Raw genomic sequence first — 25,986 nt, 5'->3', positions numbered from 1 at the left:
TCCTACTTATTTCTTCTTGGCTTTTTTATCAGCCGCGTGGCCGCGATAAGTACGAGTCGGCGCGAATTCGCCCAGCTTGTGGCCGACCATTTCGTCGGTTACAAAGACTGGTACGTGCTGACGACCATTATGGACAGCGATGGTCAAACCGATCATATTTGGAAAGATCGTTGAACGACGGGACCAAGTCTTAACAGGCTTTTTGTCTCCGCTTTCCACCGCTTTCTCTACCTTCTTCAGCAAGTGCAGGTCAATAAATGGACCTTTCTTGAGAGAACGTGGCATGGCTTATCCTCTAATTATTTTTTACTACGGCGACGTACGATGAATTGATCGGTACGCTTGTTGCTACGAGTCTTCTTACCCTTGGTCTGTACGCCCCACGGAGTAACCGGGTGCTTACCAAAGTTACGACCTTCACCACCACCGTGCGGGTGGTCTACCGGGTTCATCGCCGTACCGCGAACGGTCGGACGAATACCGCGCCAACGGCTGGCGCCAGCTTTACCCAGTACGCGCAGCATGTGCTCAGAGTTGCCTACTTCACCTAAGGTGGCGCGGCAGTCAGCAAGCACTTTACGCATTTCGCCGGAACGAAGACGGATAGTGACGTAAGAACCTTCACGGGCAACGATTTGAACGTAACCGCCGGCAGAGCGAGCCATTTGGCCGCCTTTACCTGGTTTCATTTCAACGTTGTGAACCGTAGAACCAACGGGAATGTTGCGCATCGGCAGGCAGTTACCTACCTTAATGGCTGCATCAACACCGGATTGGATTTGGTCACCGGCCTTCAGGCCTTTGGGCGCAAGAATATAACGGCGTTCGCCGTCTTTATACAGAACCAGCGCGATATTCGCGGAACGGTTCGGATCGTATTCAAGACGCTCAACAACAGCTGCGATACCGTCTTTGTTGCGCTTAAAGTCAACTAAACGATAGTGCTGCTTATGACCGCCACCAATGTGGCGAGTGGTGATACGGCCATTGTTATTACGGCCACCTGTTTTGCTGTTCTTTTCCAGCAATGGGGCATAAGGTTTGCCCTTGTGCAGCTCAGGGTTAACCACTTTAACGACGTGGCGACGACCCGGAGACGTTGGCTTACACTTAACAATTGCCATGGTATTTCAATCCTCCGCTTACTCTGCGCCGCCAATGAAGTCCAGATTCTGGCCTTCTTTTAACGTGACGTAAGCTTTTTTCCAGTCGCTACGACGACCAACACGCTGACCATGACGCTTCACTTTACCCTTAACGATCAGGGTGCGAACGTCATTGACTTCAACCTCAAACAGCTTCTGAACGGCAGCTTTCACTTCCGCTTTTGTCGCATCTTTAGCAACTTTCAGCACGATAGTATTGTGCTTTTCCATTGCGCCAGAGGCTTTTTCAGAAACGTGTGGTGCGCGCAGGACTTTCAGCAGGCGTTCTTCACGGATCATGCCAGCATCTCCTCTACTTGCTTCACAGCATCAGCAGTCATCACCACTTTATCGAAAGCGATCAGGCTGAACGGGTCGATACCGGCTACGTCGCGAACGTCAACCTTGTGCAGGTTGCCTGCAGCCAGGTACAGGTTCGGTTCGACTTCGCTGGTCACGATCAGTACGTCATCCAGATCCATTTCTTTCAATTTCTGTACCAGCAGCTTGGTTTTCGGTGCTTCTACAGTGAACTTCTCAACAACAATCAGACGCTCTTGACGTACCAGCTCAGACAGAATGCACTTCAGTGCACCGCGGTACATCTTTTTGTTCACTTTCTGGCTGTGATCTTGCGGACGAGCGGCGAACGTTACGCCACCAGAACGCCAGATCGGGCTCTTGATTGAGCCAGAGCGTGCACGGCCGGTGCCTTTTTGGCGCCACGGCTTTTTACCTGAACCGGTTACTTCAGCGCGGGTTTTCTGAGCACGGGTTCCCTGACGAGCTGCCGCTGCATAAGCAACAACAACCTGGTGAACCAGAGCTTCATTAAAATCACGTCCGAAGGTAGTTTCGGAAACAGTCAGCGCGCCAGGCGCGTCTTTAATTACCAATTCCATTCCTATCTCCTCGACGTTACGCCTTCACAGCCGGTTTAACGATCAGATCGCTACCGGTAGCCCCAGGAACAGCGCCTTTAACCAGCAGCAGGTTGCGCTCAGCGTCAACACGAACTACTTCCAGGCTTTGAACGGTTACGCGCTCATCACCCAGGTGGCCTGCCATTTTCTTACCTTTGAACACTTTACCCGGCGTCTGGTTCTGACCGATAGAACCGTGACCGCGATGTGACAAAGAGTTACCGTGGGTAGCGTCCTGAGTACGGAAGTTCCAACGCTTAGTAGTACCAGCGAAGCCCTTACCTTTAGAAGTCCCGGTAACGTCAACTTTCTTAACGTCGGCAAAGATATCAACGTTAATTTCTTGGCCAGCGGCGAATTCTTCACCGTCGTTCAGACGGAATTCCCACAGACCACGACCGGCAGTAACGCCAGCTTTAGCGAAATGACCCGCTTCCGGCTTAAGAACGCGGTTAGCTTTTTTGCTACCGGTAGTTACTTGTACGGCACGGTATCCATCGTTAGCCAGATCTTTAACCTGAGTAACGCGGTTCGCTTCAATTTCGATAACAGTAACAGGAATAGACACACCCTCTTCGGTGAAGATACGGGTCATTCCTACTTTACGTCCGACTAAACCAATCATTGTTTCAACCTCTCAATCGCTCAATGACCTGATTAACCCAGGCTGATCTGCACGTCAACACCGGCAGCCAGATCCAGACGCATCAGAGCATCAACCGTCTTTTCAGTTGGCTCAACGATGTCAACCAAACGCTTATGAGTACGAATTTCGTACTGATCGCGCGCGTCTTTGTTAACGTGCGGAGAGATCAGAACGGTAAAACGCTCTTTGCGGGTTGGCAGTGGGATCGGACCACGTACTTGAGCGCCAGTGCGCTTAGCAGTCTCGACGATTTCCGCGGTTGACTGGTCGATCAGACGATGATCAAACGCTTTCAGGCGGATACGGATTCTTTGGTTCTGCATGAGACCAGAGCTCCAATTGTTTTATAAACGTAAAAAATTACTACTCGCACCCATTTCGATTGATGGGGGAGTGTAATCGTTCTTCATATAACCCCCATATCGGGAGTATTGTTGCCACTTGGCATAACGAAAAGCGTCGTGGACACGGCGCTCAATTGAACACCGTACCGCACCGACATGCGATGCAGGCCTGAGCATTGTACAGATTTACGCCCACATCGCAAGTGCTATGTAGAATTAATTACCTACTGCGGAACGGGTAGACATATTTCAGGCAGCAAAAAGGGCGCCGAAGCGCCCTTTTCTAATCTTCAAGTAAAATAAATTACTTAACGATCTTGGCAACAACGCCCGCACCAACGGTACGGCCGCCTTCGCGGATTGCGAAGCGCAGACCTTCGTCCATTGCGATCGGCGCAATCAGACTTACGGTCATCTGAATGTTGTCGCCTGGCATTACCATCTCTACGCCTTCCGGCAGTTCGATGGTGCCAGTTACGTCAGTCGTACGGAAGTAGAACTGAGGACGGTAGCCTTTGAAGAACGGAGTATGACGGCCGCCTTCATCCTTGCTCAGGATATACACTTCTGACACGAACTGGGTGTGAGGAGTGATGGTGCCCGGCTTGGCCAGAACTTGACCACGTTCGATTTCGTCACGCTTGGTACCGCGCAGCAGAACGCCCACGTTCTCGCCCGCACGGCCTTCGTCCAGCAGCTTACGGAACATTTCAACGCCGGTACAGGTGGTCTTGGTGGTATCTTTGATACCGACGATTTCCACTTCTTCACCGACTTTGATGATGCCGCGCTCTACACGACCGGTAACAACGGTACCACGGCCGGAGATAGAGAATACGTCTTCGATCGGCAGCAGGAACGGCTTGTCAATCGCACGCTCAGGTTCTGGGATATAAGTATCCAGATGGCCTGCCAGCTCGATGATTTTCGCTTCCCACTCGGCTTCGCCTTCCAGCGCTTTCAGCGCTGAACCGCGGACTACCGGCGTGTCGTCGCCCGGGAAGTCGTACTGAGACAGCAGTTCGCGAACTTCCATCTCAACCAGCTCCAGCAGCTCTTCGTCATCAACCATATCGCACTTGTTCAGGAATACGATGATGTACGGAACGCCTACCTGACGACCCAGCAGGATGTGCTCGCGAGTCTGAGGCATCGGGCCGTCAGTCGCTGCTACTACCAGAATTGCACCGTCCATCTGAGCGGCGCCGGTGATCATGTTCTTAACGTAGTCGGCGTGCCCCGGGCAGTCAACGTGCGCGTAGTGGCGAGTCGGGGTGTCGTATTCAACGTGAGAAGTGTTGATGGTGATACCGCGAGCCTTTTCTTCCGGCGCGTTGTCGATTTGGTCGAATGCGCGAGCGTTACCGCCGTAGGTCTTAGCCAAAACGGTGGTGATTGCAGCCGTCAGCGTAGTTTTACCGTGGTCAACGTGGCCGATAGTACCGACGTTAACGTGCGGTTTTGTACGTTCAAATTTTTCTTTAGACACGATTTTCTTCCTTTACACTGCCCCCTTAAAAAGGGGGCGGAATATACATTTAATACCCGTTAAGGCTTACTTAGCCTTGCGAGATTCGATAATTGCGGTAGCAACGTTATTCGGTGCTTCGCTGTACTTCAGGAACTCCATGGAGTATGAAGCGCGACCCTGAGTTTGTGAACGCAGGTCGGTAGCATAACCAAACATTTCGGACAGTGGAACCTGTGCGCGAACGGTTTTACCGGTTGCGGTATCTTCCATACCATCGATCATGCCGCGGCGACGGTTCAGGTCACCGATAACATCACCCATGTAGTCTTCCGGAGTCTCAACTTCAACCTTCATGATAGGCTCAAGCAGAACCGGCTTCGCCTTCATAAAGCCTTCTTTAAAGGCAATTGACGCGGCCAGTTTAAACGCCAGTTCAGAAGAGTCGACGTCATGGTAAGAACCATAGTGCAGACGCACCTTGATATCAACTACCGGATAGCCAGCTAACGGACCAGACTTCAGCTGTTCCCGAATACCTTTGTCAACGGCAGGGATAAATTCGCCAGGAATGACGCCGCCCTTGATGTCGTTGACAAATTCGTAGCCCACGCCGCCTGGTTCCAGCGGAGACATGTCGATAACGACGTCACCGTACTGACCGCGACCACCTGACTGCTTGGCATGCTTACCTTGAACATCCGTCACCGTCTGGCGGATAGTTTCACGATAGGCAACCTGAGGCTTACCGACGTTAGCTTCTACGTTGAACTCGCGACGCATACGGTCGACGATGATGTCCAGGTGAAGCTCGCCCATGCCGGAAATGATGGTCTGGCCTGACTCTTCGTCAGTTTGAACGCGGAAAGACGGGTCTTCCTGAGCCAGACGGCCCAGAGCGATGCCCATTTTTTCCTGGTCGACCTTGGTTTTCGGCTCAACGGCTACAGCGATAACCGGCTCAGGGAACTCCATGCGTTCCAGGATAATCGGTTTAGCTTGGTCACACAGGGTGTCACCCGTAGTTACGTCTTTCAGACCGATCGCAGCGGCGATGTCGCCGGCACGAACTTCTTTAATTTCTTCACGCTTGTTGGCGTGCATCTGAACGATACGGCCAAAGCGTTCTCTCTTGTCCTTCACTGCGTTCAGAACGGTATCGCCTGAGTTAACCACGCCGGAATAAACGCGGAAGAACGTCAGGTTGCCCACGAACGGGTCTGTCGCGATTTTAAACGCCAGCGCAGCAAACGGCTCGTCATCGCTAGGATGACGTTCGTCGTGCGTTTCACCGTCGGTTTGAACGCCGTTGATAGCAGGAACGTCAGTCGGCGCCGGCAGGTATTCGATAACCGCATCCAGCATCGCCTGAACGCCTTTGTTTTTGAACGCAGAACCACAGGTAACCAGAATGATTTCATTGTTCAAAACGCGTTGACGCAGCGCTTTTTTGATCTCTTCTTCAGTCAGCTCTTCGCCGCCCAAATACTTGTCCATCAGGTCTTCTGATGCTTCAGCCGCAGACTCGACCAGATTTTGACGCCATTCTTCGGCAAGCGCCTGCATTCCGGCAGGAACATCTTCGTATTCGAAGGTTACGCCCTGATCGGCGTCATTCCAGTTGATGGCCTTCATTTTGATCAGGTCAACAACGCCGGTAAAGTTGTCTTCAGCGCCGATAGGCAGCTGAATTGGCACTGCGTTAGCAGCCAGACGAGTTTTCAACTGCTCAACTACGCGCAGGAAGTTAGCACCCATGCGGTCCATTTTGTTAACGAACGCGATGCGTGGAACTTTATATTTGTTAGCCTGACGCCAAACGGTTTCAGACTGAGGCTGAACGCCGCCGACGGCACAATAAACCATGACAGCGCCGTCAAGCACGCGCATCGAGCGCTCTACTTCGATGGTGAAGTCAACGTGCCCCGGGGTGTCGATGATGTTGACGCGGTGCGCTTCAAACTGCTTAGCCATACCGGACCAGAATGCGGTAGTCGCAGCTGAGGTGATGGTGATACCACGCTCCTGCTCCTGTTCCATCCAGTCCATCGTCGCAGCGCCGTCGTGAACTTCACCGATCTTATGGTTTACACCGGTGTAAAACAGAATACGCTCTGTAGTCGTTGTTTTACCGGCGTCAATGTGAGCACTGATACCGATATTACGGTAACGCTCAATAGGGGTTGTACGAGCCATTTTATTCCTCGATTACTAGGTCGTTCTTCAGATAACCCATGCGGGTCACGTAAAAAGCGCCCGCATGATGATTAGCATGACTATCGGGAAAAATTACCAGCGATAGTGAGCGAACGCCTTGTTGGCTTCAGCCATGCGGTGAACGTCTTCACGCTTCTTAACTGCGGTACCTTTGTTTTCCGCAGCGTCAGACAGTTCATTCGCCAAGCGTAAAGCCATGGATTTATCACCGCGTTTACGGGCAGCATCTACAATCCAGCGCATGGCAAGCGCGTTACGGCGAACCGGGCGAACTTCAACCGGTACCTGATAAGTAGAACCACCAACACGACGAGACTTAACTTCTACAGTTGGTCTTACGTTGTCCAGGGCAATTTCAAAAGCTTCAAGTTCACTTTTACCTGAGCGCTGAGCCAGCGTCTCAAGAGCATTATAAACGATAGCTTCTGCGGTAGATTTCTTACCGTCTACCATTAAGATATTTACAAATTTAGCCAGCAGATCCGATCCGAACTTCGGGTCCGGCAGAATTTTACGCTGACCTATAACACGACGACGTGGCATGGGAATACTCCGTTATTGATTCAGGATTGTCCAAAACTCGATGAGTTTATTTTGACATTAAGTTAAAAATGTTTGGCCTTACTTAACGGGTAACCATTAAGCCTTTGGCTTCTTCACGCCGTACTTGGAGCGGGCCTGCTTACGGTCTTTAACGCCTGAGCAGTCCAGCGCACCGCGAACGGTATGGTAACGCACACCCGGCAGGTCCTTAACACGACCGCCGCGGATCAGGATCACGGAGTGCTCCTGAAGGTTGTGCCCTTCACCACCGATGTATGAAGAAACTTCAAAACCGTTGGTTAAACGTACACGACAAACTTTACGCAATGCAGAGTTTGGTTTTTTCGGAGTGGTGGTATATACGCGAGTACATACGCCACGTTTTTGCGGGCATGCTTCCAGCGCGGGAACGTTGCTCTTTGCAACCTTCATAGCGCGCGGCTTGCGTACCAGCTGATTAATTGTTGCCATTAAAAAAGCTCCTGGTTTTTTACTTTCGTAGACACGTAATAAATCCCCCCAGAGCACAAAGGTACACTGAGGGACGCAAAATTTTATGGCTGATGACGGGATGTGTCAAGAAATATACAGCTATCAGAGCAGATGAAAGGAATAATTGACGCGCATGGCCAACGCTCTACCACGCCATTTGCGAACGATGGGAAACGCTTAAATCAACAAACCCCGCGAAGTCAACAACGATAACCCCTCCAACAACTCGGGAAAGGAGCCCTCTGGCTTCCAGATCTTCACGCAGCGCGTAAACAACAACGCCCTTTTCTATTATCGCCTCAAGACTGGGTGATTTTACGAGCGCGCCAGCCACGCCGTCCTGAATAAAGAGCAGCGCATCGCCGCTGCTAACAGTGCGCAGCAGGGCTTCGGCATCAACGTGGCTAAAAGAGTGGGAAAGCGTATGCAGCACGAAAAAACCTCAGAAAGTTAATACTACGTCGTAGTCGGCCAGCCTTTCGGCCATTTCATCACCCGACAGCCGCTCGGCGTCCAATATCAGTTTTTCATCGACGCCGATCCCGCGCTCCGCCAGCGACGCTTTACATACGTACAGACGGTTGATGTCATAAAGCTCCAGCACGCCGAAGGTAGCAATATAGTTGCGAGAATAAATAAGCTCCGGCTTCTGTTCCGGCAAAAGTTGCAGCACGCCGTCAGAGAGAAAGAACAGGCCGATATCTTCCGTTAACGCCGACGTTGCCAGAACCGCGTCCAGCCCTTCACGACCGGAAGCGCTGCCGTGAGGAACCTGAGTAAATACAAACGCAATTTTTTTCATGGGCTCTGCTCAAAACTGAATAATGCGATCGGCGGTCAGCATGGCCTGCGCCAGCTCACCCAGCCCGCTAAGCGTAAAGCCCGGCTGAAGATTGTCCGCCGTTTGGCTTTGCCTTTCGGCTTCCTGCTCATCCATAACCCCACGCCGAAGCGCTGCGGCAACGCAGACGTTCAGCGCAACGCCGTGCTGCAAGGAGAGCGCGCGCCACGCCCTTACAAGGTCAAACTCATCGCTGGCGGGAGAAACCAGCCGGTTGGCGTTATGCACGCCTTCTTGATAAAAAAAGACGCTCTCAAGGCGGTGGCCCTTCTTTATCAGAGCATTGGCGAACTGCCATGCGCTGGTCGCCTGCTGGCAGCCGTAGGCCGGCCCGGTGACCAGCAGCGCATAACGTAGGCTCACCGCTCTCCCCCGGAAAAATCGCCGTTTTTGAACTGGCGAATATAGAGATAAACCGTATGTTTAGAAATATTCAAACGGTCGGCAACCTGATTAATAGAGTCTTTAATATCAAAAATGCCTTTTTCATAGAGGTTCAAAACGATCTGGCGGTTTTTGGCATTGTTAGACACACCGCGATCGGCGTTAACCTCTTCAATGCTGTGCTCCAGCGTTTGTGCAACCAGATCGTCGACGGAAGAGGCAAAATTGACGTTTGAGTGAACTTCCTGCGTCTGCGGAGGAATAAAGGTTTGCATAATCTGGGAAAAAGGCACGTCCAGATTCATGTTAATACACAGCAGCCCTATAACCCGACGGTCTTTATTGCGGATCCCTATCGTCAGCGACTTCATCAACGAGCCGCTTTTCGCGCGAGTAAAGTAGGCCTTGGACACGCTGGTGTCGTCATGAGACATCGCGTGCAGCATTCTCAACGCCATATCGGTGATAGGCGAGCCAATTTTACGTCCGGTATGTTCTCCATTCGCAATACGGACAGCCGAACATTTCAGATCCTCCAAAGAATGTAAGACTATCTCGCAGTGGGGCCCAATCAGCATCGCCAAACCGTCAACTACAGACTCATAAGAACGTAGAATATCGTGGTCTTCGGGGGTAAAAGGTTTTTCGTCCAGCGCATCATATTCGCCGGACAGTTGCGAATTTGGCATTACTCTTCTCCGATACGTTTAGACGGCGTCTTTATAAATTAACGCCCAGGTGTACGCCGTCGCCACACTCGTCCTCAGACTGAAAAACCTGGAGACGTAATTCTATTAATCGATGCGGCCTAGTCTAACAAAAAATGTAAGAATTCAATTAACGAAAAAACCGCAGGATTTCTCATGCGGTTTTTTTATTACAGCGAAGCTTATTTGGCGGCTTTATCAGCGCCGGCGGCAGGCTCAGCGGCAACCGGATTCACGTCCAGCAGCTCAACTTCAAACACCAGCGTAGAATTCACCGGGATGCCGGGAACCATATTCTCGCCATAGGCCAGCGCGGGTGGGATAACCATCGTCATCTTGCCGCCCTTCTTAATGTACTTCAGGCCTTCGGTCCAACCTGGGATAACGTTGCCCAGTTGAAACGTTGCCGGCTGGCCGCGGGTATAAGAGTTATCAAACTCGGTACCGTCAGTCAGCGTACCCTTATAGTTAACCACAACGGTATCACTGTCTTTCAGCGCTTCACCGCTACCCGCCTTCTCAACTTTATACAGCAGGCCGGACTGGGTTTTCTTCACGCCCGCTTCTTTCGCATACTTATCGCGATAGACTGTGCCCTTGTCTTCGTTTGCCTTTGCCTCAGCCTTCATTTTGGCGTGCGCTTTTTCCTTCACGCGGCCTTCAAACGCCTGCAGAACCTGCTCGATATCAGATTCGGACAGCTTGCTCTTACCGTCAAAAGCGTCTTTAAAACCGAGTTGAATCTGCGCGCGATCGAGCTCAACGCCCAGCTTGTCCTGATCTTTCAGAGAGCTGGCCATGTAGGAACCTAAAGACGCGCCTAAAGCGTAGGCCGCTTTGCTGTCTTCACTTTCAAACTTCGCCGTTGACGCTGCCGCAGCCGGCGCCGCCGGTTTGGCGGGCGCTTCATTGGCCATTGCCCCTGCGGCTAAAGCCATGGAAGCCGTCAACAGAGTTACTTTAAATAATGATTTCATTTTATTCTCCAGTGCTGGAAACGCGTAAAGCCATAATATGAGAAAGACAGCTGCCCTATAGCTTACGTCTGAACATCGTCAAAGAAAACCTAAATATGCTCTTATTCAATGGTATACGTCAATTTATTCAAAATATCGGCACAGACCATCGCATACGCATTCAAACAGAAAGGCGCTTGTGCTCAAAACGCAGCGCCGCCCCTCTCTCCTGACTATTTACCTTTACCCGAAGTAACCTGTAATACTTTGATATCAAAAATCAGCGTCGCGTAAGGAGGGATCCCCGGCTGAGCTCCCTTGGCGCCATATCCCTGTTCAGGCGGGATAACCACCCGAGCTTCACCGCCGCGGCCGGCCAGCTTAATGGCGCTGCGTAGCGCCGGTATCACGTCAGACACTTTTAATCGAATAGGATTCACCGTTTTTTCAAACACGGTGCCGTTAACCAACGTTCCCGTCAGCTCGACTTCCACAATGTCGCTGTCGCTAATCGCTGCGCCGCTGCTCTTCTTATCGATACGGTACAGCAGGCCCGAACGGCTTTTCTTAACCCCGTCCTGCCGTTCGAAATCGCTCCAGAAGGCCTGTCCCATTTCACGCTCGCGCACGGCCTCCTGCTCGGCTTTAGCCTTGTTCAGCACGTTGACCTGTTCGTCAAACACCGCCATTGTCTGGCGAACCGCGTTATCATCCATCTTGATATCGTTGCCGAACGTATCCACGATCCCCGCCAGAACGATGTTCGGGTCTAAAGTAATGTGCAGCTTGCGCTGGTGCGCCATATTTTCCTGCAGATAGCGGGCAAGCGTTACGCCGCTGGCGTAGGCGCGACGCTGCTCTTCGCTGTTTAACGAAAACGTAATCGCGGGAAGAGGCGAGGTTTTTACTTCAGTGCTTGACTTGGCATCATCAGCGGAAGCGGTTTTCTCGGCATCGCCCGCCGCTGGCGCATTCACCGGCGGCGCTTCTTTTTTCACGCTCTCTTCTTTAGCGCTTTCTTCTTGCAAACTACCGTCTTTTTCTACAGCCTGCGCCGGAGCGGAGCTTTCAGCCTTATCGTCCGCAGTCGGAGCGGCCTGCGTCGGCTTTTCCGCCTCAGGCGCGGCTACCGTGTCGCTTTCCGGCGCCTGCTGTACTTCAGCAGGAGATGATGCCGCGGCATTCGCCGGGGCCTGAGCCTCTTCGGCCAATGCGTAGAAAGACGGCGCTATCAGCAAAAGCGCGCCCAACGCGCTTCCCTTTTTATTTAAAAAAGCCATGTGTCGATCCCTTGTATTTCATAATGAAATAAAACTTACCCTACCTTCCGCTTCTTCTTCGCGCGAATGATAAGTAAACTCTTGCAAAATACGAACGACCCTACGCGGCGATCGCGTTATTCGTTTTGTTCTAAACTACTGCGATCCACCGGAGATAATATGCAAACGATAGACAACGACCTCTTAGAACGCCTTGAACTGCTCGAAAGCAAGCAGGCATTTCAGGAAGCGACTATCGACGATCTCAACCAGGCGCTCGTTTTGCAACAGCGTGAAATCCTAAAACTACAGGAACAGCTTAAACTGCTTAGCGACAAGCTGAAGGCCTCTGCGCCCTCCATGATCGCTTCGCAGGCGGAAGAAACTCCGCCGCCGCATTATTAGCGCCAAATTCGGCGCAATAAGCTAAAAAAATGGCAGCCGTTATAAAGCTGCCATTTTGCTATTCAAACTGATTAGTGGCTACAGCCGCAACCGCCGTGGCCTTTTCCATGACCGCCGCAGCCGCCTTCGCCGTGGTCGTGATCGTGGTCATGACCACCGCCGCCGCAGCAACCGCCTTCACCGTGGCCGTGACCGCCGCAGCAGCCGCCCTCTTCATGGCCGTGCGCGCCGTGAACGTGGCCGTGCTCCAGCTCTTCAGCCGTAGCTTCGCGAATGGCGACGACTTCAACGTTGAAGTTCAGGTTTTGGCCTGCCAGCATGTGGTTGCCGTCAACCACAACGTGATCGTCTTCTACTTCGGTAATTTCTACCGGCACTGGACCCTGATCGGTGTCCGCCAGAAAGCGCATCCCTACCTGCAGTTCGTCAACGCCCATAAAGACGTCCTTCGGCACGCGCTGAACCAGCGCTTCGTCATAGTCGCCGTAAGCTTCGTTTGCGGAAACAAACACGTCAAAACGATCGCCTACGTTGTGACTTTCCAGCGCCTTTTCCAAACCGGCGATCAGAGAACCATGTCCATGCAGATAATCCAACGGTGCGCTCACCGGAGACTCATCAACCAACACACCGTCTTCTGTACGAACCTGATAGGCCAGGCTGACCACTAGGTCTTTTGCTACTTTCATGATTTCTCCTACCGTTGATACTCAAATTCCGCTGATTGTAGCTGAAATCAACGGCGTCCTGTACATATTGAGATAAAAATTTAAGCAACTTTATATTACCGAACGCTACGATGTCGACTTTTGATTAAAAGAATACGAGGCGCCTCGCCTCAATCCAGCGTGTCGCTACGAGACTCCTGCACGTCGTCTTCAAAATCCCAACCTTCGGACAGCTTGCTGTCATGCTGCATTTCACGCTGAAACAGATTTTCCAGTTCGCGCCGCGCCTCTACCGGACGCGATACCTCCTTCACGTCCCCCTGCCGAAGGGGCATCAGCTCGCGCAGCATGTTCTCATCCAGCCGCTTAAAATACTGCTGCGCCCGATAGGCCTGATGAGGGTGCATCCCTAAATCAATAAGCGCCTTGCGGCCAAGATCCAGCGCGCTGTTAAACGTTTCTCGGGAAAACAGTTCCACGCCCGCGCTCAGAAGCTCATGCGCTTCGACTCGCCCACGGGCTCGAGCCAGAATGGACAGGTTGGGAAAGTGTTGCTGACAGAGGTGCACGACCGCCATCGTTTCATCCGGAAAGTCGCTGGCGATAACGATAGCTTTCGCCTTTTCCGCGCCGGCGGCTCGCAGCAGATCCAGTTCGGTGGCGTCGCCGTAGTAGACCTTATAGCCGTTGCGCCGCAGAATGCTCACCTGACTAATGTCGCGTTCAAGCACCGTCAGGCGGATTTCATTGGCCATCAGAAGGCGACCGACAACCTGACCAAAGCGCCCAAATCCCACCACGATGACCTGCGGCTCATCGTCCTCAACGTCCGATTCCGCCTTCTCGCTTTCGGTTCGGTTATAACGGCGGGTCAAAATCCGGTCCACCAGCTGCATCAACAGCGGCGTTGTCATCATGGATACGGTGACCACCACCAGCAGCAGCGCGATCTGCTCCGCGTTGAAAATATTCTGCGCCTTGGCGGCGGCGAACAGAACAAACGCAAACTCTCCCCCCTGGCTCAGCACGGCAGAAAACTGCAGCCGTTCCGAAGGATTGATGCGGAAAAAGCAGGCCAGCCCAAACAGAACGGCGCCTTTTATTGCCACCAATGCGCAAACCCAGAGAAACACCTGCAGCAGATGGACATAAAGCACGCCCAAGTTAAGCACCATGCCGACGGAGATAAAGAATAGCCCAAGCAGCAGCCCCTTAAACGGCTCAATCGCCGCCTCCAGTTCGTGCTGATATTCGCTTTCAGCCAGCAGCACGCCGGCCAAAAAGGTGCCCAGCGCCATAGAAAAGCCGATCGCCTGCATTAGCACCGCCGCCCCCAGCACCACCAGTAGCGCCATCGCGGTAAACACTTCTCTTACGCCGGAAGAGGCCACGTAGCGAAACAGCGGCCGCAGCAGATAGCGACCGGCGACAACCAGGACGACCAGCCCCAAAACTTTGCTTAAGACCGCCATCCAGCCCGCGTCGGCGTTCCCCGTTCCGGCCAGGATCGGCACCAGCGCCAACGCCGGCACGACGGCCATATCTTGAAACAGCAGTACGGCAAAACCGGACTGACCGCCGTCGCCGCGCATCCCCTTTTCCTTCATTAGCTGTAGCGCCATCGCCGTAGACGACATCGACAGCCCCAGCGCGCCGATAACGGCGGCGGGAATGCCGAAGCCGGCAAAATGCAGCAGGGCGCAAATCACCGCCGTCGTCACTAAGACCTGCGCCGTTCCCAGGCCGAAAATGGGCTTTCTCATCTTCCACAGCTTGGCGGGATTCAGCTCTAACCCGATAACGAACAGCAGCAGAACGACGCCCATTTCAGAGAAGTGCAAAATCTCATCGACGTCGTTAATCAACCGAAATCCCCAGGGGCCGATGGCAATCCCTGCGATCAAATAGCCGAGCACGGCGCCAATGCCGATTCGACGAGCAACGGGAACGGCCAAAACGGCCACGGCGAGAAAAATGAGGGCAGCGATAAGCTGTGGTGACGTTTCCATTTACGCATCGCTCCTTTCCGTAACGGGCTGGCTCAACCATTCAGCATACTGTAGGGCTAACTGCTGAAGCTCGCTCTCCTCCTGACGCCGGGCGCGGTAGACTATCATCGGCTCAACCCACTCCATGCCGCAGGCCTTCGCCATGATGCGAAACGGCAGCAGGATCTCATGCAGAGAAAAGCCGACCAAACCATCCGAACGGTAGCTGTTCTCCGCCGCGCCGGCCGTTACCACCAGTCGAAACCGCTTGCCGGAAAGCTCATTTGCGCCAATGCTGCCGGCAAACTGTAGGTTCAGCACCCGGTCTATCCACTCTTTCATCAGCGCGGGGCAACTGTAGGTGTGAATAGGGAACTGAAACACGATGACGTCATGCGTTCGCAGCAGCTGCTGCTCGCGCTGCACGTTGATAAAAAAATCCGGATAGTGGGCATAGAGATCGCGAAACGTCACGTTGTCCAAGGTTTTGGCAATCCTCAGCAGCGCACGGTTAGCGACCGAGCTCCTCGGCTCGGGGTGCGCAAACAGGATAAGCGTAGTGGGTAAATTCGACATTTTACCTCCCTGGGCAATCGTCATCGCAAAGGATTTTCGTTACCATACCCGGCAGGAAGCGCTGGCGTTCCAGAAAGCCGACAGGCATACTTGGCCGGCCGCTGCGTCGGGCTGATAACGCAATTAGTCATGTAATTAGAGTAGCTTGATAAAAGGCTAAACGCCCAGCCGGACGTCATGATATCTGCCGGGCCTGCCGGGTTAAACAACGAATTTTTGAATGACAGCGTCAAAAATCATGTCCAACTTCACCTTTTAGCACGCCGATGACGAAGCGCCTCGTCTTTAACGGGTTATGATAAAAAACTAAAGCCATCGCTATGATTTTATTCTCTTCACTACAGATTCGCCGCGGCGTCAACGTCCTGCTTGATAACGCCAGCGCTACGATTAACCCAGGACAGAAAGTAGGACTGGTCGGTAAAAACGGCTGTGGAAAGTCTACGCTGCTCTCGTTGCTTAAGGGTGAGCTTTCCGCTGACGGCGGCAGCGTAACGCTGCCGACAAACTGGTCGATGGCCTGGGTCAATCAGGAAACCCCCGCGCTGGAAACCGCCGCGCTCGACTACGTGATAGACGGCGACAGGGAATATCGTCGTTTGGAGAGAGAATTAGCCGAGGCGAACGAGAAGAACGACGGCCACCGCATTGCACTGCTGCACGGCCAGCTTGACGCCATCTCGGCCTGGACGATTCAGTCCCGCGCCGCCAGCCTGCTGCACGGCCTTGGTTTCACTCAGGAACAGCTACAGCACCCCGTCAGCGCCTTTTCCGGCGGCTGGCGTATGCGCCTGAACCTCGCGCAGGCGCTTCTATGCCGCTCCGACCTGCTGCTGCTCGACGAACCCACCAACCATCTGGATCTCGATGCGGTCATCTGGCTGGAAAAGTGGCTAAAGAGCTATGAGGGCACGCTGATTTTGATCTCGCACGACAGGGATTTCCTCGATCCGATTGTCGACAAGATTTTGCATATCGAACAGCAGCAGCTGTTTGAATACACCGGCAACTACTCCTCCTTTGAGCGCCAGCGAGCTACCCGGTTGGCTCAGCAGCAGGCGATGTACCAAAGCCAGCAGGAAAAGGTCGCACACCTCAAAAGCTATATCGATCGGTTCAAGGCTAAAGCCACCAAGGCGAGGCAGGCCCAGAGCCGGATAAAAATGCTGGAACGCATGGAGCTGATAGCCCCGGCCCACGTCGATAATCCGTTTCATTTTAGCTTTCGTACGCCGGAAAGCCTGCCCAACCCGCTGCTGCGCATGGAAAACGTCAGCGCCGGCTACGGTGACAAAACCGTTCTGACGTCAATCAAGCTGAACCTGGTGCCCGGCTCTCGCATCGGCCTGCTCGGGCGAAACGGTGCGGGCAAGTCAACGCTTATCAAGCTGCTGGCGGGCGCCCTGACGCCGCAGCGGGGAGACATCAGCCTGGCAAAAGGCATCCAGCTTGGCTACTTTGCGCAGCACCAGCTCGAAACCCTGCGTTCGGACGAATCGCCCCTGTGGCACTTAAGCCGACTGGCGCCTCAAGAGTATGAACAGGCGCTGCGCGACTATTTGGGCGGATTTGGCTTTCACGGCGACAAGGTGACCGAAAAAACCGAACGCTTCTCCGGCGGCGAAAAGGCGCGTCTGGTGCTGGCGCTGATCGTCTGGCAGCGCCCTAACCTGCTGCTGCTCGATGAGCCGACCAACCACCTCGATCTGGACATGCGCCAAGCGCTGACCGAGGCGCTGATTGACTTCGACGGTGCGCTGGTCGTCGTTTCCCACGACAGGCATCTGCTGCGCTCCACCACCGACGAGCTTTATTTGGTGCACGACGCCCGCGTTGAGCAGTTTGACGGCGATCTGGACGACTACCAGCGCTGGCTTTCCGAGCTGCAAAAGCAGGATCTCCAGCCGCAGGGCGGCGAGCCGTCAGAGCAGAACGGCAACAGCGCCCAGTCGCGTAAAGATCAAAAGCGCCGCGAAGCCGAATTTCGCGCCCAAACGCTGCCCGTCAGAAAAGCGATTGAAAAGCTCGATAAAGAGCTGGAAAAAGTGAGCAAGGCGCTGGGAGAAGTAGAGCAGGCGCTGTCCGACAGCGCTATCTATGAGCCCGAGAAAAAGGCTGAGCTAACCAAGCTGCTACAGCAGCAGGTTTCGCTAAAATCCGCTCAGGAGGAGCATGAAATGAACTGGCTGGAACAGCAGGAGCGCCTGGAAGAAATGACGACGCTTTTTAATCAGGAAAGCGAATAGTAAAAATAAATGGGAGCGCGCGGCCTGGCGCGTTCCTGTATTCCCCATCCCTTATAAAATCTCGACATGCCTCGCAATCAAAAGGCGTTGCATCATTCCATTCCCGCACACGGTGTGATATTGATCGCATAACTTCCTGACAAATTTAATCATACGATGAACACCGACTTTCAGCCGCTGCGTGGAACCGCTAATCCCCATCTGCAGACGCTTTTACCGCGCCTCGTTCGCCGCCGCATTAGTCTGTCCCCGGTTTGGCAGCGCCTCGACCTGCCGGACGGCGACTTTGTCGATCTGGCGTGGAGCGACGCGCCGGAAGGCGCGGCGCACAGGCCGCGGCTGGTCATTTTTCACGGGCTGGAGGGCAACTTCTACAGCCCCTATGCGCACGGACTGCTGGAAGCCTGTCGGCGTCTCGGCTGGCTAGGCGTCGTCATGCACTTTCGCGGCTGCAGCGGCGAACCGAACCTGGCGCCCCGCGCCTATCATTCAGGGGAAACGCAGGACGCGCGTTTTTTCCTCAGCTGGCTTCGGGAGCGCTTTGGCGATGCGCCAACCGCCGCCGTCGGCTACTCGCTGGGCGGCAACATGCTGGCCTGTTATCTGGCGGAAGAAGGCGAACGGGCGCCGCTGCAGGCGGCCGTCATCGTTTCCGCGCCACTGATGCTGGCGCCCTGTTCGCGGCGTTTAGCAACGGGATCGTCGCGCATATACCACCGCTACCTGCTCGGCCAGCTCAAGCAAAGCGTTTTGCGTAAGCAAAAACGCTACCCGCAGCTGGTGTCGCTGACGGAAAAAGAGTTGAAGGGCATCCGCTCCCTACAGGCCTTTGACGATGCGATAACCGCGCCGCTGCACGGTTTTTCCAACGCGCTGGACTACTATCATCAATGCAGCGCGCTGCCAATGCTGCCCAACGTCAAAGTTCCGCTTCTTATCGTGCACGCCAAGGACGACCCCTTTATGTCGCCGGAAGTCATTCCGGACCCAACCCGGCTCCCAAGCAATATCGAATACCAGCTTACCGAACACGGCGGCCACGTAGGCTTTGTCGGAGGCACTTGGAAAAAGCCCGAAATGTGGTTGGAAAAACGCATTCCGCAGTGGCTGTCGCCCTACCTGGAGAGCACGTCATGATTATTCCCTGGCAGTCCGTTAATCCCGATACGCTGGAAGCCATCATTGAGTCTTTCGTTCTGCGAGAAGGCACCGACTACGGCGAGCAGGAGAAGTCTTTACCGCAGAAGGTCGAGGACGTGAAGCGCCTGCTCAAAAGCGGCGAAGCGGTGCTGGTGTGGTCGCAACTGCATGAGACCGTGAATATCATGATGAAAGCGCAGTTTAAGGACAATAATGAAACGGAATATCCCCCTGAATACTGAGATAAAGGAACCTGCCGAAGAAGCCGAAAGAATTGGTTACTGGTATGGCAGTGTAAAAGACGATCTCCCCTATGCATTGGGCCAAGTGATCCAAAACGCTCACGAAGGCCCGCCATATGAGATCGTCGATCGGAAAATAATCTCCATCATCGTGACTGCCGATTGCTGGCCCGGCCAACTGTGGCGAGCGCAGGTCGTCACGCTTGGGGATATGTCCGGATTGATTGATAACCCCGGCTACTGGCGAGCAAGCGCCATCAGGCTGCTTGAACCGCTGCCGCTAGCAATGCTTTTTGGCGACTACGGCCAAGACATTGTGATATTGCTACAGCAGATCTCTGCCGTAACGGCTGAGCAGACCGAGCAATTGCAGAACAATTTATCCGCCGACGCCGACTCTGCATGGACTAAAGCTTGGGTACTCTGGGACAGCCAGCTAGCGTTTCCCCGGCAACATCAGTATGACGACAAGGACGGGATGACGCTCAGCGCAATGGGACGCGATGATGACGAAAGCTCCCCCGTAAATGGAGGATTTCATCTGATTGCCGAATTGTTGGAACTACAAGCCAAGAAGCAAGAAGGTAGTGATGCCGTTATCCAGATTATCGAAGACGGAGAAACGGAAGAGGCGCTTACGCCCAAGTGGCGCGCGGCAAGAAAAGCGTTTTTACATGCAGCGATGGCGTTCGCTATGCGCGAGCAGCTTTCCAATGACGAGTATGCTGCGCTAACCGCCGCATGGTCGAGCGTATTTAATAATGTAGATAACCACGCTTAAACGTTCTTATCCATATTCCCGCGCATCGCCGACTAGGCTATGCTCAAACGACAATAATAAACGCAAGGACCTCGGCCTATGTCAGCAGCGCACCCCATCATCGCCGTTACCGGCTCCAGCGGAGCGGGGACCACCACCACCAGTCAGGCGTTTCGGAAAATTTTCCAACAGCTCAACCTTAACGCCGCTCGCATCGACGGCGACGCCTATCACCGCTACACCCGTCCAGAAATGGACGCGGAAATCCGCAGGGCCAGAGAGCAGGGGCGCCACATCAGCTACTTCGGCCCGGAAGCGAACGACTTCGCTGCGCTGGAGAGCGGATTTGCCGAATACGGCCAAAGCGGTTCAGGCCGCACCCGTAAGTACCTGCATACCTATGACGAAGCCGTTCCCTATCGCCAGCTTCCCGGCACCTTTACGCCCTGGAGCGGGCTACCCGACGGTACGGATCTGCTGTTTTATGAAGGCCTTCACGGCGGGATCGTTACTGAAAAGCACGACGTAGCGCGCCACGTAGACCTGCTGGTCGGCGTCGTGCCTATCGTCAACCTGGAATGGATACAGAAGCTTATTCGCGACACCGTCGAGCGCGAGCATTCGCGAGAGGCGGTGCTGGATTCCGTCGTTCGCTCAATGGACGACTACATTAACTACATCACACCGCAGTTTTCCCGCACGCACATCAACTTCCAGCGCGTACCTACGGTAGACACCTCGGACCCCTTTTCGGCCAAAAGCATCCCCACCCTCGATGAAAGCTTGGTGGTTATTCACTTTCGCGGGCTCAGCGGGATAGACTTCCCCTATCTGCTGGCCATGCTGCAGGGATCGTTCATTTCGCAAACCAATACGCTGGTAATTCCGGGGGGAAAAGTCGGGCTGGCGATGGAGCTGATTATTACCCCGCTGATTCAGCAGCTTTTGCAGGGTAAGCCGCTAAAATAATAATGCCGTAAAAATAGGCGAATGGCGCTGCAATACGCCAGACGCCCCGCATTTTAGTAACGAGGAACAAGACTCTTGCCTCAAGCTGTGTTAAAAGCTTACGGTGTAGAAGTCCATAAATTAGGTTATGCTCAAGCTGATGCATACAAACGTTCTCTATTCTTTCACGCATCGGCTATAATAGCGCTCACCGAGCCTTTCTGGCGGTTTCGAGCGAGTAGGATTTTTTCGGCAGGCTTCTCGCTTTGCTGTTTTAGGTAGTGACAACAAAGAGGATAACAACAGATGGTTCTCGGCAAACCGCAAACAGACCCGACTCTTGAATGGTTTTTGTCTCATTGTCATATCCATAAATACCCATCCAAGAGCACTCTTATCCATCAAGGAGAGAAGGCGGAGACGCTTTATTACATCGTCAAAGGAGCCGTAGCCGTTCTCATTAAGGATGAAGAAGGTAAAGAAATGATTCTTTCCTACCTCAACCAAGGGGACTTCATCGGTGAGCTTGGCCTGTTTGAAGAAGGCCAGGAACGCAGCGCATGGGTAAGAGCGAAAACCGCCTGTGAAGTGGCGGAAATATCCTATAAAAAGTTTCGCCAGCTGATTCAAGTCAATCCCGATATTCTCATGCGCCTGTCGGCACAGATGGCCAGCCGCCTGCAGGTCACCTCAGAGAAAGTGGGCAGCCTTGCCTTCCTTGACGTCACGGGACGCATTGCTCAAACCCTGCTGAACCTGGCTAAACAGCCCGATGCGATGACCCACCCAGACGGAATGCAGATAAAAATAACCCGTCAGGAAATCGGCCAAATCGTCGGCTGCTCTCGCGAAACGGTCGGCCGCATCCTGAAGATGCTTGAAGATCAAAACCTGATTTCGGCGCATGGTAAAACCATCGTCGTCTACGGGACACGTTAACTACTCTACAAGGCGGGCGCTTTAGCGTGGTGCCCGCTTTATCTACTACGGAAGCGTATGTGGCGCCGCGTTATCTATCATCCTGAAGTTAACTATGCTCTGCGCCAAACGCTGGTTCTCTGCCTACCTATCCTGCTGTTCTGGCTGTTAAACGATCTGCGTACCGGCTTTATGCTTTCTTTGGTCCCGGCCTGCTGCAACATCGGCGGTCTGGATACGCCCCACAAACGATTTTTTAAACGTTTAGCCATTGGCGGCGCTCTGTTTGCCGGCAGCAGCTTTTTATTGCAGCTGTTTCTCGACCTTTCAATTCCGCTTGCCGCCTGCATGTTCATTATGGCGATACTGTTTGGCGTGACCGCGGAAATCAGCCCCCTACACGGACGTCTGATGCCCGCCGCGCTGGTCGCCGGTATCTTCACCCTAAGCCTGGTGGACACCATGCCCATTTGGTATGCGCCCGCGCTGTTCATCATCGGCACGCTCTGGTATGGGCTGTTTACCTACGTCTGGTTTCGCCTGTGGCAGGAACAGCCGATGCGGGAGTCCCTAAGCCTGCTTTACCGCCAGCTCGCGGACTATTTTGAAGCCAAATACAGCCTGCTGACTCAGCACACCGATCCGGAAACGGCGCTGCCGCCGCTGCTGAGCCGCCAGCAGCAGGTTATGGACAGCATTACGCTCATCTACCAACAGCTCTATATGATCACCGACCTGAAGCACCCGCGCCATCAGCGCCTGATGCAGGCCTTTCAGGTTGCGCTCGATTTGCAAGAGCACATCACGGTGAGCCTGCACCAGCCTGACGAAGTGCAAAGGCTGGTAGAGCAAAGCCATGCGGAAGCGGTTATCCGCCACAACGCCAGGATCATCAGCCGACAGCTTAGAACCCTTTCCGACGATATTCTCTACCATCGACGCCCCAAGCCATTTTCTATTGAGCACGAGCTGGCCGCGCTGGAAAAAATCGCCAATCAGCATCCCGACAATCCGGTCGGCGCGTTTTGTTATTACCACTTCAGCCGCATAGCCCAATTGCTCAGCCACCAGCGGCCGCTTTACAACCGCAGCCTGATGCCGTCGCAGAACCGGCTTCCGTTCTGGCGAGCGCTAAAAGGCTACTGTTCGCTGAAGTCCGCCGCGCTTCGCAACGCGGCGCGCCTGGGGGTTACGCTGGCCGCAGGCAGCGCGATTGGCATGGTCCTCAACCTGCCAAAACCGTACTGGATACTGCTGACCGTCATGCTGGTCAGCCAAAACGGCTACAACGCCACCCGCATCCGTATTCAGCACCGTGCTCTCGGTACGCTGTTCGGCATCATCGTCGGCGCATTCATCTTGCGGCTACAGTACCCTGAATACGTCATGCTGCTGTTGATGCTGGCGATTACCCTTGCCGCCTATCTGGCGGTACGAAAATACTACGGCATTGCGGTCGTTGGCTTTACCATCACCGCCGTATATACGCTGCAGATTATCGCCGGTAGCGGCATGGAGTTTCTGCTTTCCCGGCTGGTGGATACGGTGATTGGCTGCATGCTGGTATTCGCAGGAACCATCTGGCTATGGCCCCAGTGGCAAAGCGGCCAGCTGCGCAAAAACGCCCACAGCGCGCTGGAAGCCTATCAAAATCATCTAAGGCAGATGTTTGCCCAGACGGACGACGCCACCGCGCTGTCGTACGCAAGGATGAAGATGAATCAGGCCCACAACGCGCTGTTTACCGCATTGAACCAAGCTATGCAGGAGCCAGGCTTCAACTCTCGCTACCTGACGGACATGCGCCTTTGGATCACCCACAGCCAGTTTATCGTCGAGCATCTTAACGGCATGACGGTGATCGTTCGCGATCAGTACGTATTAACGCCCGAACTGGCGCAAAGCTACTTAAACTCCTGTGAAATTCTGATCCAAATCTGTCAGCAGCGGCTGGAATACGACGGCCCCAGCAGCGACACCAGCATGATGGCTATCGCCGAACCCAATGATGAAATGCCGGAAACCTCGATGGAAAGGCACATAGAACGCATTTTGTCGCACCTGAAGGCCATGCACACCATTTCGTCGCTGGCGTGGCAGCAGCGTCCCCACCACGGTATTTGGCTTAAGCGCAGGCTGCGGGATGAATAGCAAACGGCAAGCCTAACGCCCTAGGCAGCCTTTCCCGCTCTTTTACGCCATACGTCGGCTATGGCGGCGCCCTCCTACCCTCTAAATTTACTCATCACACGGCACCTTTTATCACAAATCCAAGGAGTTTTATGATGAGCACAAAAAACTACGTCATTTTAGATACAAATCCCAGAAGCAACCAAAATGATGACTTCATCCTGCTAGGTTTAAAAAACCAAGGTTTTGCCAGAGGGTGCCCCATGCTTTTTGGCGGTACCGCCGACGCTAAAAAAGATGGCCGCCCCGACGAAAAAGACTTCGCACTAAAAGTGATACGACGGGAAGTAAGAGAAGAAACGGGAAATAGAATTATTGTCAATCAAATAGGAAAGCGTATCCACTGCGCCGCAGGCGAAGATATTTCCGTTTATACCAGCCACGATTTTCATTTTGACGGGAGGGTTAATTTAGGAACCGCAGGAGAATTCGTCTGGATACGAAAAGTCAGCAAGGGAAAACTCAGCGCCTTATTTGAAGGAGAAGAAATAAAAAATTGTGAACAGTTTGGGCGCCACCTTTTCGGCATGACGCTGGATGAAAGCATCGATCCGACATATGAACAGTATCACGATGAATATCTCCCGTCCGAGTCGCTAAAGGCCCTCTATAAGTACTGCCTCGCGCTGTTTTCATAGCAATAAAGAGAACAGGCTTCCCTGTCAACCGGAAGCCTGTTCATTGATTACGGCATCATGGCTTATCCATTTTGCCGTCGACCATCTGCCTCACCGCATTTTCAAAGCGATCCATACCCTGCTTCAGGTCTTCCATTGGGATAACCAGCGAAGGCGCGAAGCGCAGCACGTTAGGCCCGGCGTTAAGTAGCATAAGGCCGTTGTCCACCGTCGCCGCCAAAAATTCTCTGGCCATGCCTTTATATTCATCCGAAAGCTCCGCGCCGATCAAAAGCCCCAGCCCGCGCACGTCGGCAAACGCGGCGTAGCGCCGGTTGATTTCCGCCAATCGGGAGACGATAAACTCATAGCGCGCCTGCACGCCCGACAGCACCTCCGGCGTGTTGATAGTGTCAAACGCCGCTTCGGCCACTGCGCAGGCGAGCGGGTTGCCGCCGTAGGTCGTGCCGTGCACGCCGGGCTCCATCACCTGCGCAACCGCGTTAGTAGTCAGCATGGCGCTGATCGGGAAGCCGCCGCCCAGCGCCTTCGCCGACGTCAGGATGTCCGGCGTCACGCCGTAGCGCATGTAGGTAAACAGCGTACCGGTTCTGCCCATGCCGGACTGCACCTCGTCAAACACCAGCAGCGCCTGATGCTTGTCGCACAGCTCGCGGACCCCGCGCAAAAAGTCCGCGTCTACGGGCGTAATGCCGCCCTCGCCCTGAACCGGCTCAAGCACCACCGCGCAGGTATGGTCGTCAATGACCGCCTTCACGGCATCCAGATCGTTAAAGGGTACGTGGACGATATCCGCCGGCTTAGGCCCAAAGCCGTCGGAATACTTGGCCTGGCCGCCGACGGAAACGGTAAACAGCGTACGCCCGTGAAACGCATTCTTGAAGGCAATAATCTTGGTCTTGTACGGGCCATGGCGCTCGATAGCGTAGCGGCGAGCCAGTTTGAAGGCTGCCTCGTTGGCCTCGGCCCCCGAGTTGGCAAAAAATACGCGATCGGCGAACGTGGCTTCGATCATCTTCTGCGCCAGCCGCAGAGCGGGCTCGTTAGTAAACAGATTGCTGGTATGCCAAATAAGCTCTCCCTGCTCTTTCAGCGCGCTAACCAGTGCAGGATGACAGTGCCCGAGCGCGGTAACCGCAATGCCGCTGGAGAAATCGATAAACTCCTGCCCCTGCTGATCCCATACCCGGCTTCCTTTTCCCTTCACGGGAACGAAAGCTGCCGGTGCATAAACGGGCAACATGACGTCATCAAACGTATTCCGATCTATTACCTTTTCACCACCCATTTTGTCTGTCCCATTCTGTTTTTAGACGAATAGTGAAACACTATCAAAAATGAA

At 53.8% G+C, this 25,986-nt stretch carries 29 protein-coding genes; 9 read left to right on the top strand and 20 right to left on the bottom strand.

Annotated features, from left to right (window positions below; translation table 11 throughout):
* Positions 1-6: 6 nt before the first annotated feature.
* The 16 genes from rpsS to V8L73_RS02030 all read right to left on the bottom strand — a co-directional run bounded on the left by rpsS (position 7) and on the right by V8L73_RS02030 (position 11,946).
* Positions 7-285, bottom strand: a complete 279-nt coding sequence (rpsS, locus tag V8L73_RS02105; RefSeq protein WP_027275662.1) for a 30S ribosomal protein S19 — start codon at positions 283-285, stop codon at positions 7-9.
* Positions 286-299: 14 nt separating this feature from the next.
* The gene (gene rplB / locus V8L73_RS02100) at positions 300-1,124 is read right to left on the bottom strand and encodes a 50S ribosomal protein L2 (protein ID WP_027275661.1); all 825 of its coding nucleotides are present in this window, start codon (positions 1,122-1,124) and stop codon (positions 300-302) included.
* Positions 1,125-1,142: 18 nt separating this feature from the next.
* The gene (rplW, locus tag V8L73_RS02095) at positions 1,143-1,445 is read right to left on the bottom strand and encodes a 50S ribosomal protein L23 (RefSeq protein ID WP_027275660.1); all 303 of its coding nucleotides are present in this window, start codon (positions 1,443-1,445) and stop codon (positions 1,143-1,145) included.
* Positions 1,442-2,047: a 50S ribosomal protein L4 gene (rplD, locus tag V8L73_RS02090; protein WP_027275659.1), complete on the bottom strand. Its 606-nt coding sequence runs from the start codon at positions 2,045-2,047 to the stop codon at positions 1,442-1,444. The genes rplW and rplD overlap by 4 nt, the downstream gene beginning before the upstream one ends.
* A gap of 16 nt (positions 2,048-2,063) precedes the next feature.
* A complete protein-coding gene (gene rplC, locus V8L73_RS02085) occupies positions 2,064-2,693 on the bottom strand; it encodes a 50S ribosomal protein L3 (RefSeq protein ID WP_027275658.1) in 630 nt (209 codons plus the stop codon).
* Positions 2,694-2,725: 32 nt separating this feature from the next.
* Complete coding sequence (gene rpsJ / locus V8L73_RS02080) at positions 2,726-3,037, bottom strand: 30S ribosomal protein S10 (protein ID WP_001181005.1); 312 nt, start codon at positions 3,035-3,037, stop codon at positions 2,726-2,728.
* A gap of 325 nt (positions 3,038-3,362) precedes the next feature.
* Positions 3,363-4,547, bottom strand: coding sequence for an elongation factor Tu (gene tuf / locus V8L73_RS02075; protein ID WP_036038139.1), 1,185 nt, complete (start codon positions 4,545-4,547; stop codon positions 3,363-3,365).
* 66 nt (positions 4,548-4,613) lie between these two features.
* Positions 4,614-6,722: an elongation factor G gene (gene fusA / locus V8L73_RS02070; RefSeq protein ID WP_027273468.1), complete on the bottom strand. Its 2,109-nt coding sequence runs from the start codon at positions 6,720-6,722 to the stop codon at positions 4,614-4,616.
* Positions 6,723-6,815: 93 nt separating this feature from the next.
* Positions 6,816-7,286, bottom strand: a complete 471-nt coding sequence (rpsG, locus tag V8L73_RS02065; protein WP_027273469.1) for a 30S ribosomal protein S7 — start codon at positions 7,284-7,286, stop codon at positions 6,816-6,818.
* Between the two features lie 96 nt (positions 7,287-7,382).
* Complete coding sequence (rpsL, locus tag V8L73_RS02060) at positions 7,383-7,757, bottom strand: 30S ribosomal protein S12 (RefSeq protein WP_027273470.1); 375 nt, start codon at positions 7,755-7,757, stop codon at positions 7,383-7,385.
* A 166-nt stretch (positions 7,758-7,923) separates the two neighbouring features.
* A complete protein-coding gene (gene tusB / locus V8L73_RS02055) occupies positions 7,924-8,211 on the bottom strand; it encodes a sulfurtransferase complex subunit TusB (protein ID WP_027273471.1) in 288 nt (95 codons plus the stop codon).
* A gap of 9 nt (positions 8,212-8,220) precedes the next feature.
* The gene (gene tusC, locus V8L73_RS02050) at positions 8,221-8,580 is read right to left on the bottom strand and encodes a sulfurtransferase complex subunit TusC (RefSeq protein WP_347254012.1); all 360 of its coding nucleotides are present in this window, start codon (positions 8,578-8,580) and stop codon (positions 8,221-8,223) included.
* A gap of 9 nt (positions 8,581-8,589) precedes the next feature.
* Positions 8,590-8,982 (bottom strand): sulfurtransferase complex subunit TusD, encoded by a 393-nt coding sequence (gene tusD, locus V8L73_RS02045; RefSeq protein ID WP_347254011.1) that lies wholly within the window; start codon positions 8,980-8,982, stop codon positions 8,590-8,592.
* Positions 8,979-9,692, bottom strand: a complete 714-nt coding sequence (locus tag V8L73_RS02040) for a helix-turn-helix transcriptional regulator (RefSeq protein WP_027273474.1) — start codon at positions 9,690-9,692, stop codon at positions 8,979-8,981. Before V8L73_RS02040 ends, tusD begins: the two co-directional genes overlap by 4 nt.
* A gap of 200 nt (positions 9,693-9,892) precedes the next feature.
* On the bottom strand, positions 9,893-10,687 hold the full coding sequence (gene fkpA, locus V8L73_RS02035; protein ID WP_347254010.1) for an FKBP-type peptidyl-prolyl cis-trans isomerase: 795 nt from the start codon (positions 10,685-10,687) through the stop codon (positions 9,893-9,895).
* Positions 10,688-10,899: 212 nt separating this feature from the next.
* Positions 10,900-11,946: an FKBP-type peptidyl-prolyl cis-trans isomerase gene (locus tag V8L73_RS02030; RefSeq protein WP_347254009.1), complete on the bottom strand. Its 1,047-nt coding sequence runs from the start codon at positions 11,944-11,946 to the stop codon at positions 10,900-10,902.
* 159 nt (positions 11,947-12,105) lie between these two features.
* Here V8L73_RS02030 and V8L73_RS02025 point away from each other — a divergent pair, with 159 nt between their 5' ends.
* Positions 12,106-12,330 carry a SlyX family protein gene (locus V8L73_RS02025; protein WP_027273477.1) on the top strand — a complete coding sequence of 75 codons (225 nt, stop codon included), beginning with the start codon at positions 12,106-12,108 and terminating at the stop codon, positions 12,328-12,330.
* 71 nt (positions 12,331-12,401) lie between these two features.
* Here the strand turns inward: V8L73_RS02025 and slyD are convergent, their stop codons facing one another.
* The 3 genes from slyD to kefG form a co-directional block, all read right to left on the bottom strand.
* Positions 12,402-13,019, bottom strand: a complete 618-nt coding sequence (slyD, locus tag V8L73_RS02020; protein WP_347254008.1) for a peptidylprolyl isomerase — start codon at positions 13,017-13,019, stop codon at positions 12,402-12,404.
* Between the two features lie 149 nt (positions 13,020-13,168).
* Positions 13,169-15,007, bottom strand: coding sequence for a glutathione-regulated potassium-efflux system protein KefB (gene kefB / locus V8L73_RS02015; protein WP_051155570.1), 1,839 nt, complete (start codon positions 15,005-15,007; stop codon positions 13,169-13,171).
* A complete protein-coding gene (kefG, locus tag V8L73_RS02010) occupies positions 15,008-15,562 on the bottom strand; it encodes a glutathione-regulated potassium-efflux system ancillary protein KefG (RefSeq protein WP_027273479.1) in 555 nt (184 codons plus the stop codon).
* Positions 15,563-15,882: 320 nt separating this feature from the next.
* Here kefG and V8L73_RS02005 point away from each other — a divergent pair, with 320 nt between their 5' ends.
* The 8 genes from V8L73_RS02005 (at position 15,883) to V8L73_RS01970 (ending at position 24,644) form a co-directional block, all read left to right on the top strand.
* The gene (locus tag V8L73_RS02005; RefSeq protein WP_347254007.1) at positions 15,883-17,808 is read left to right on the top strand and encodes an ABC transporter ATP-binding protein; all 1,926 of its coding nucleotides are present in this window, start codon (positions 15,883-15,885) and stop codon (positions 17,806-17,808) included.
* A gap of 156 nt (positions 17,809-17,964) precedes the next feature.
* Positions 17,965-18,945, top strand: coding sequence for a hydrolase (locus V8L73_RS02000; protein ID WP_347254006.1), 981 nt, complete (start codon positions 17,965-17,967; stop codon positions 18,943-18,945).
* The gene (locus V8L73_RS01995) at positions 18,942-19,190 is read left to right on the top strand and encodes a YheU family protein (RefSeq protein ID WP_027273482.1); all 249 of its coding nucleotides are present in this window, start codon (positions 18,942-18,944) and stop codon (positions 19,188-19,190) included. The genes V8L73_RS02000 and V8L73_RS01995 overlap by 4 nt, the downstream gene beginning before the upstream one ends.
* Positions 19,162-19,971 (top strand): hypothetical protein, encoded by an 810-nt coding sequence (locus V8L73_RS01990; RefSeq protein WP_027273483.1) that lies wholly within the window; start codon positions 19,162-19,164, stop codon positions 19,969-19,971. The genes V8L73_RS01995 and V8L73_RS01990 overlap by 29 nt, the downstream gene beginning before the upstream one ends.
* A gap of 78 nt (positions 19,972-20,049) precedes the next feature.
* A complete protein-coding gene (locus V8L73_RS01985; RefSeq protein ID WP_027273484.1) occupies positions 20,050-20,919 on the top strand; it encodes a phosphoribulokinase in 870 nt (289 codons plus the stop codon).
* A gap of 285 nt (positions 20,920-21,204) precedes the next feature.
* Entirely contained in the window at positions 21,205-21,837 is a 633-nt protein-coding gene (gene crp / locus V8L73_RS01980) for a cAMP-activated global transcriptional regulator CRP (protein WP_027273485.1), read from the top strand.
* A 57-nt stretch (positions 21,838-21,894) separates the two neighbouring features.
* A complete protein-coding gene (locus V8L73_RS01975; RefSeq protein ID WP_027273486.1) occupies positions 21,895-23,967 on the top strand; it encodes a YccS/YhfK family putative transporter in 2,073 nt (690 codons plus the stop codon).
* 131 nt (positions 23,968-24,098) lie between these two features.
* On the top strand, positions 24,099-24,644 hold the full coding sequence (locus tag V8L73_RS01970) for a hypothetical protein (RefSeq protein ID WP_347254005.1): 546 nt from the start codon (positions 24,099-24,101) through the stop codon (positions 24,642-24,644).
* A 55-nt stretch (positions 24,645-24,699) separates the two neighbouring features.
* Here the strand turns inward: V8L73_RS01970 and argD are convergent, their stop codons facing one another.
* On the bottom strand, positions 24,700-25,932 hold the full coding sequence (argD, locus tag V8L73_RS01965; RefSeq protein WP_347254004.1) for a bifunctional acetylornithine/succinyldiaminopimelate transaminase: 1,233 nt from the start codon (positions 25,930-25,932) through the stop codon (positions 24,700-24,702).
* Positions 25,933-25,986: the final 54 nt, after the last annotated feature.

This window comes from Leminorella grimontii (assembly GCF_039789245.1).
Classification (GTDB): Bacteria; Pseudomonadota; Gammaproteobacteria; order Enterobacterales; family Enterobacteriaceae; genus Leminorella; species Leminorella grimontii.
This window is presented reverse-complemented; position numbering and strand designations above follow the sequence as displayed.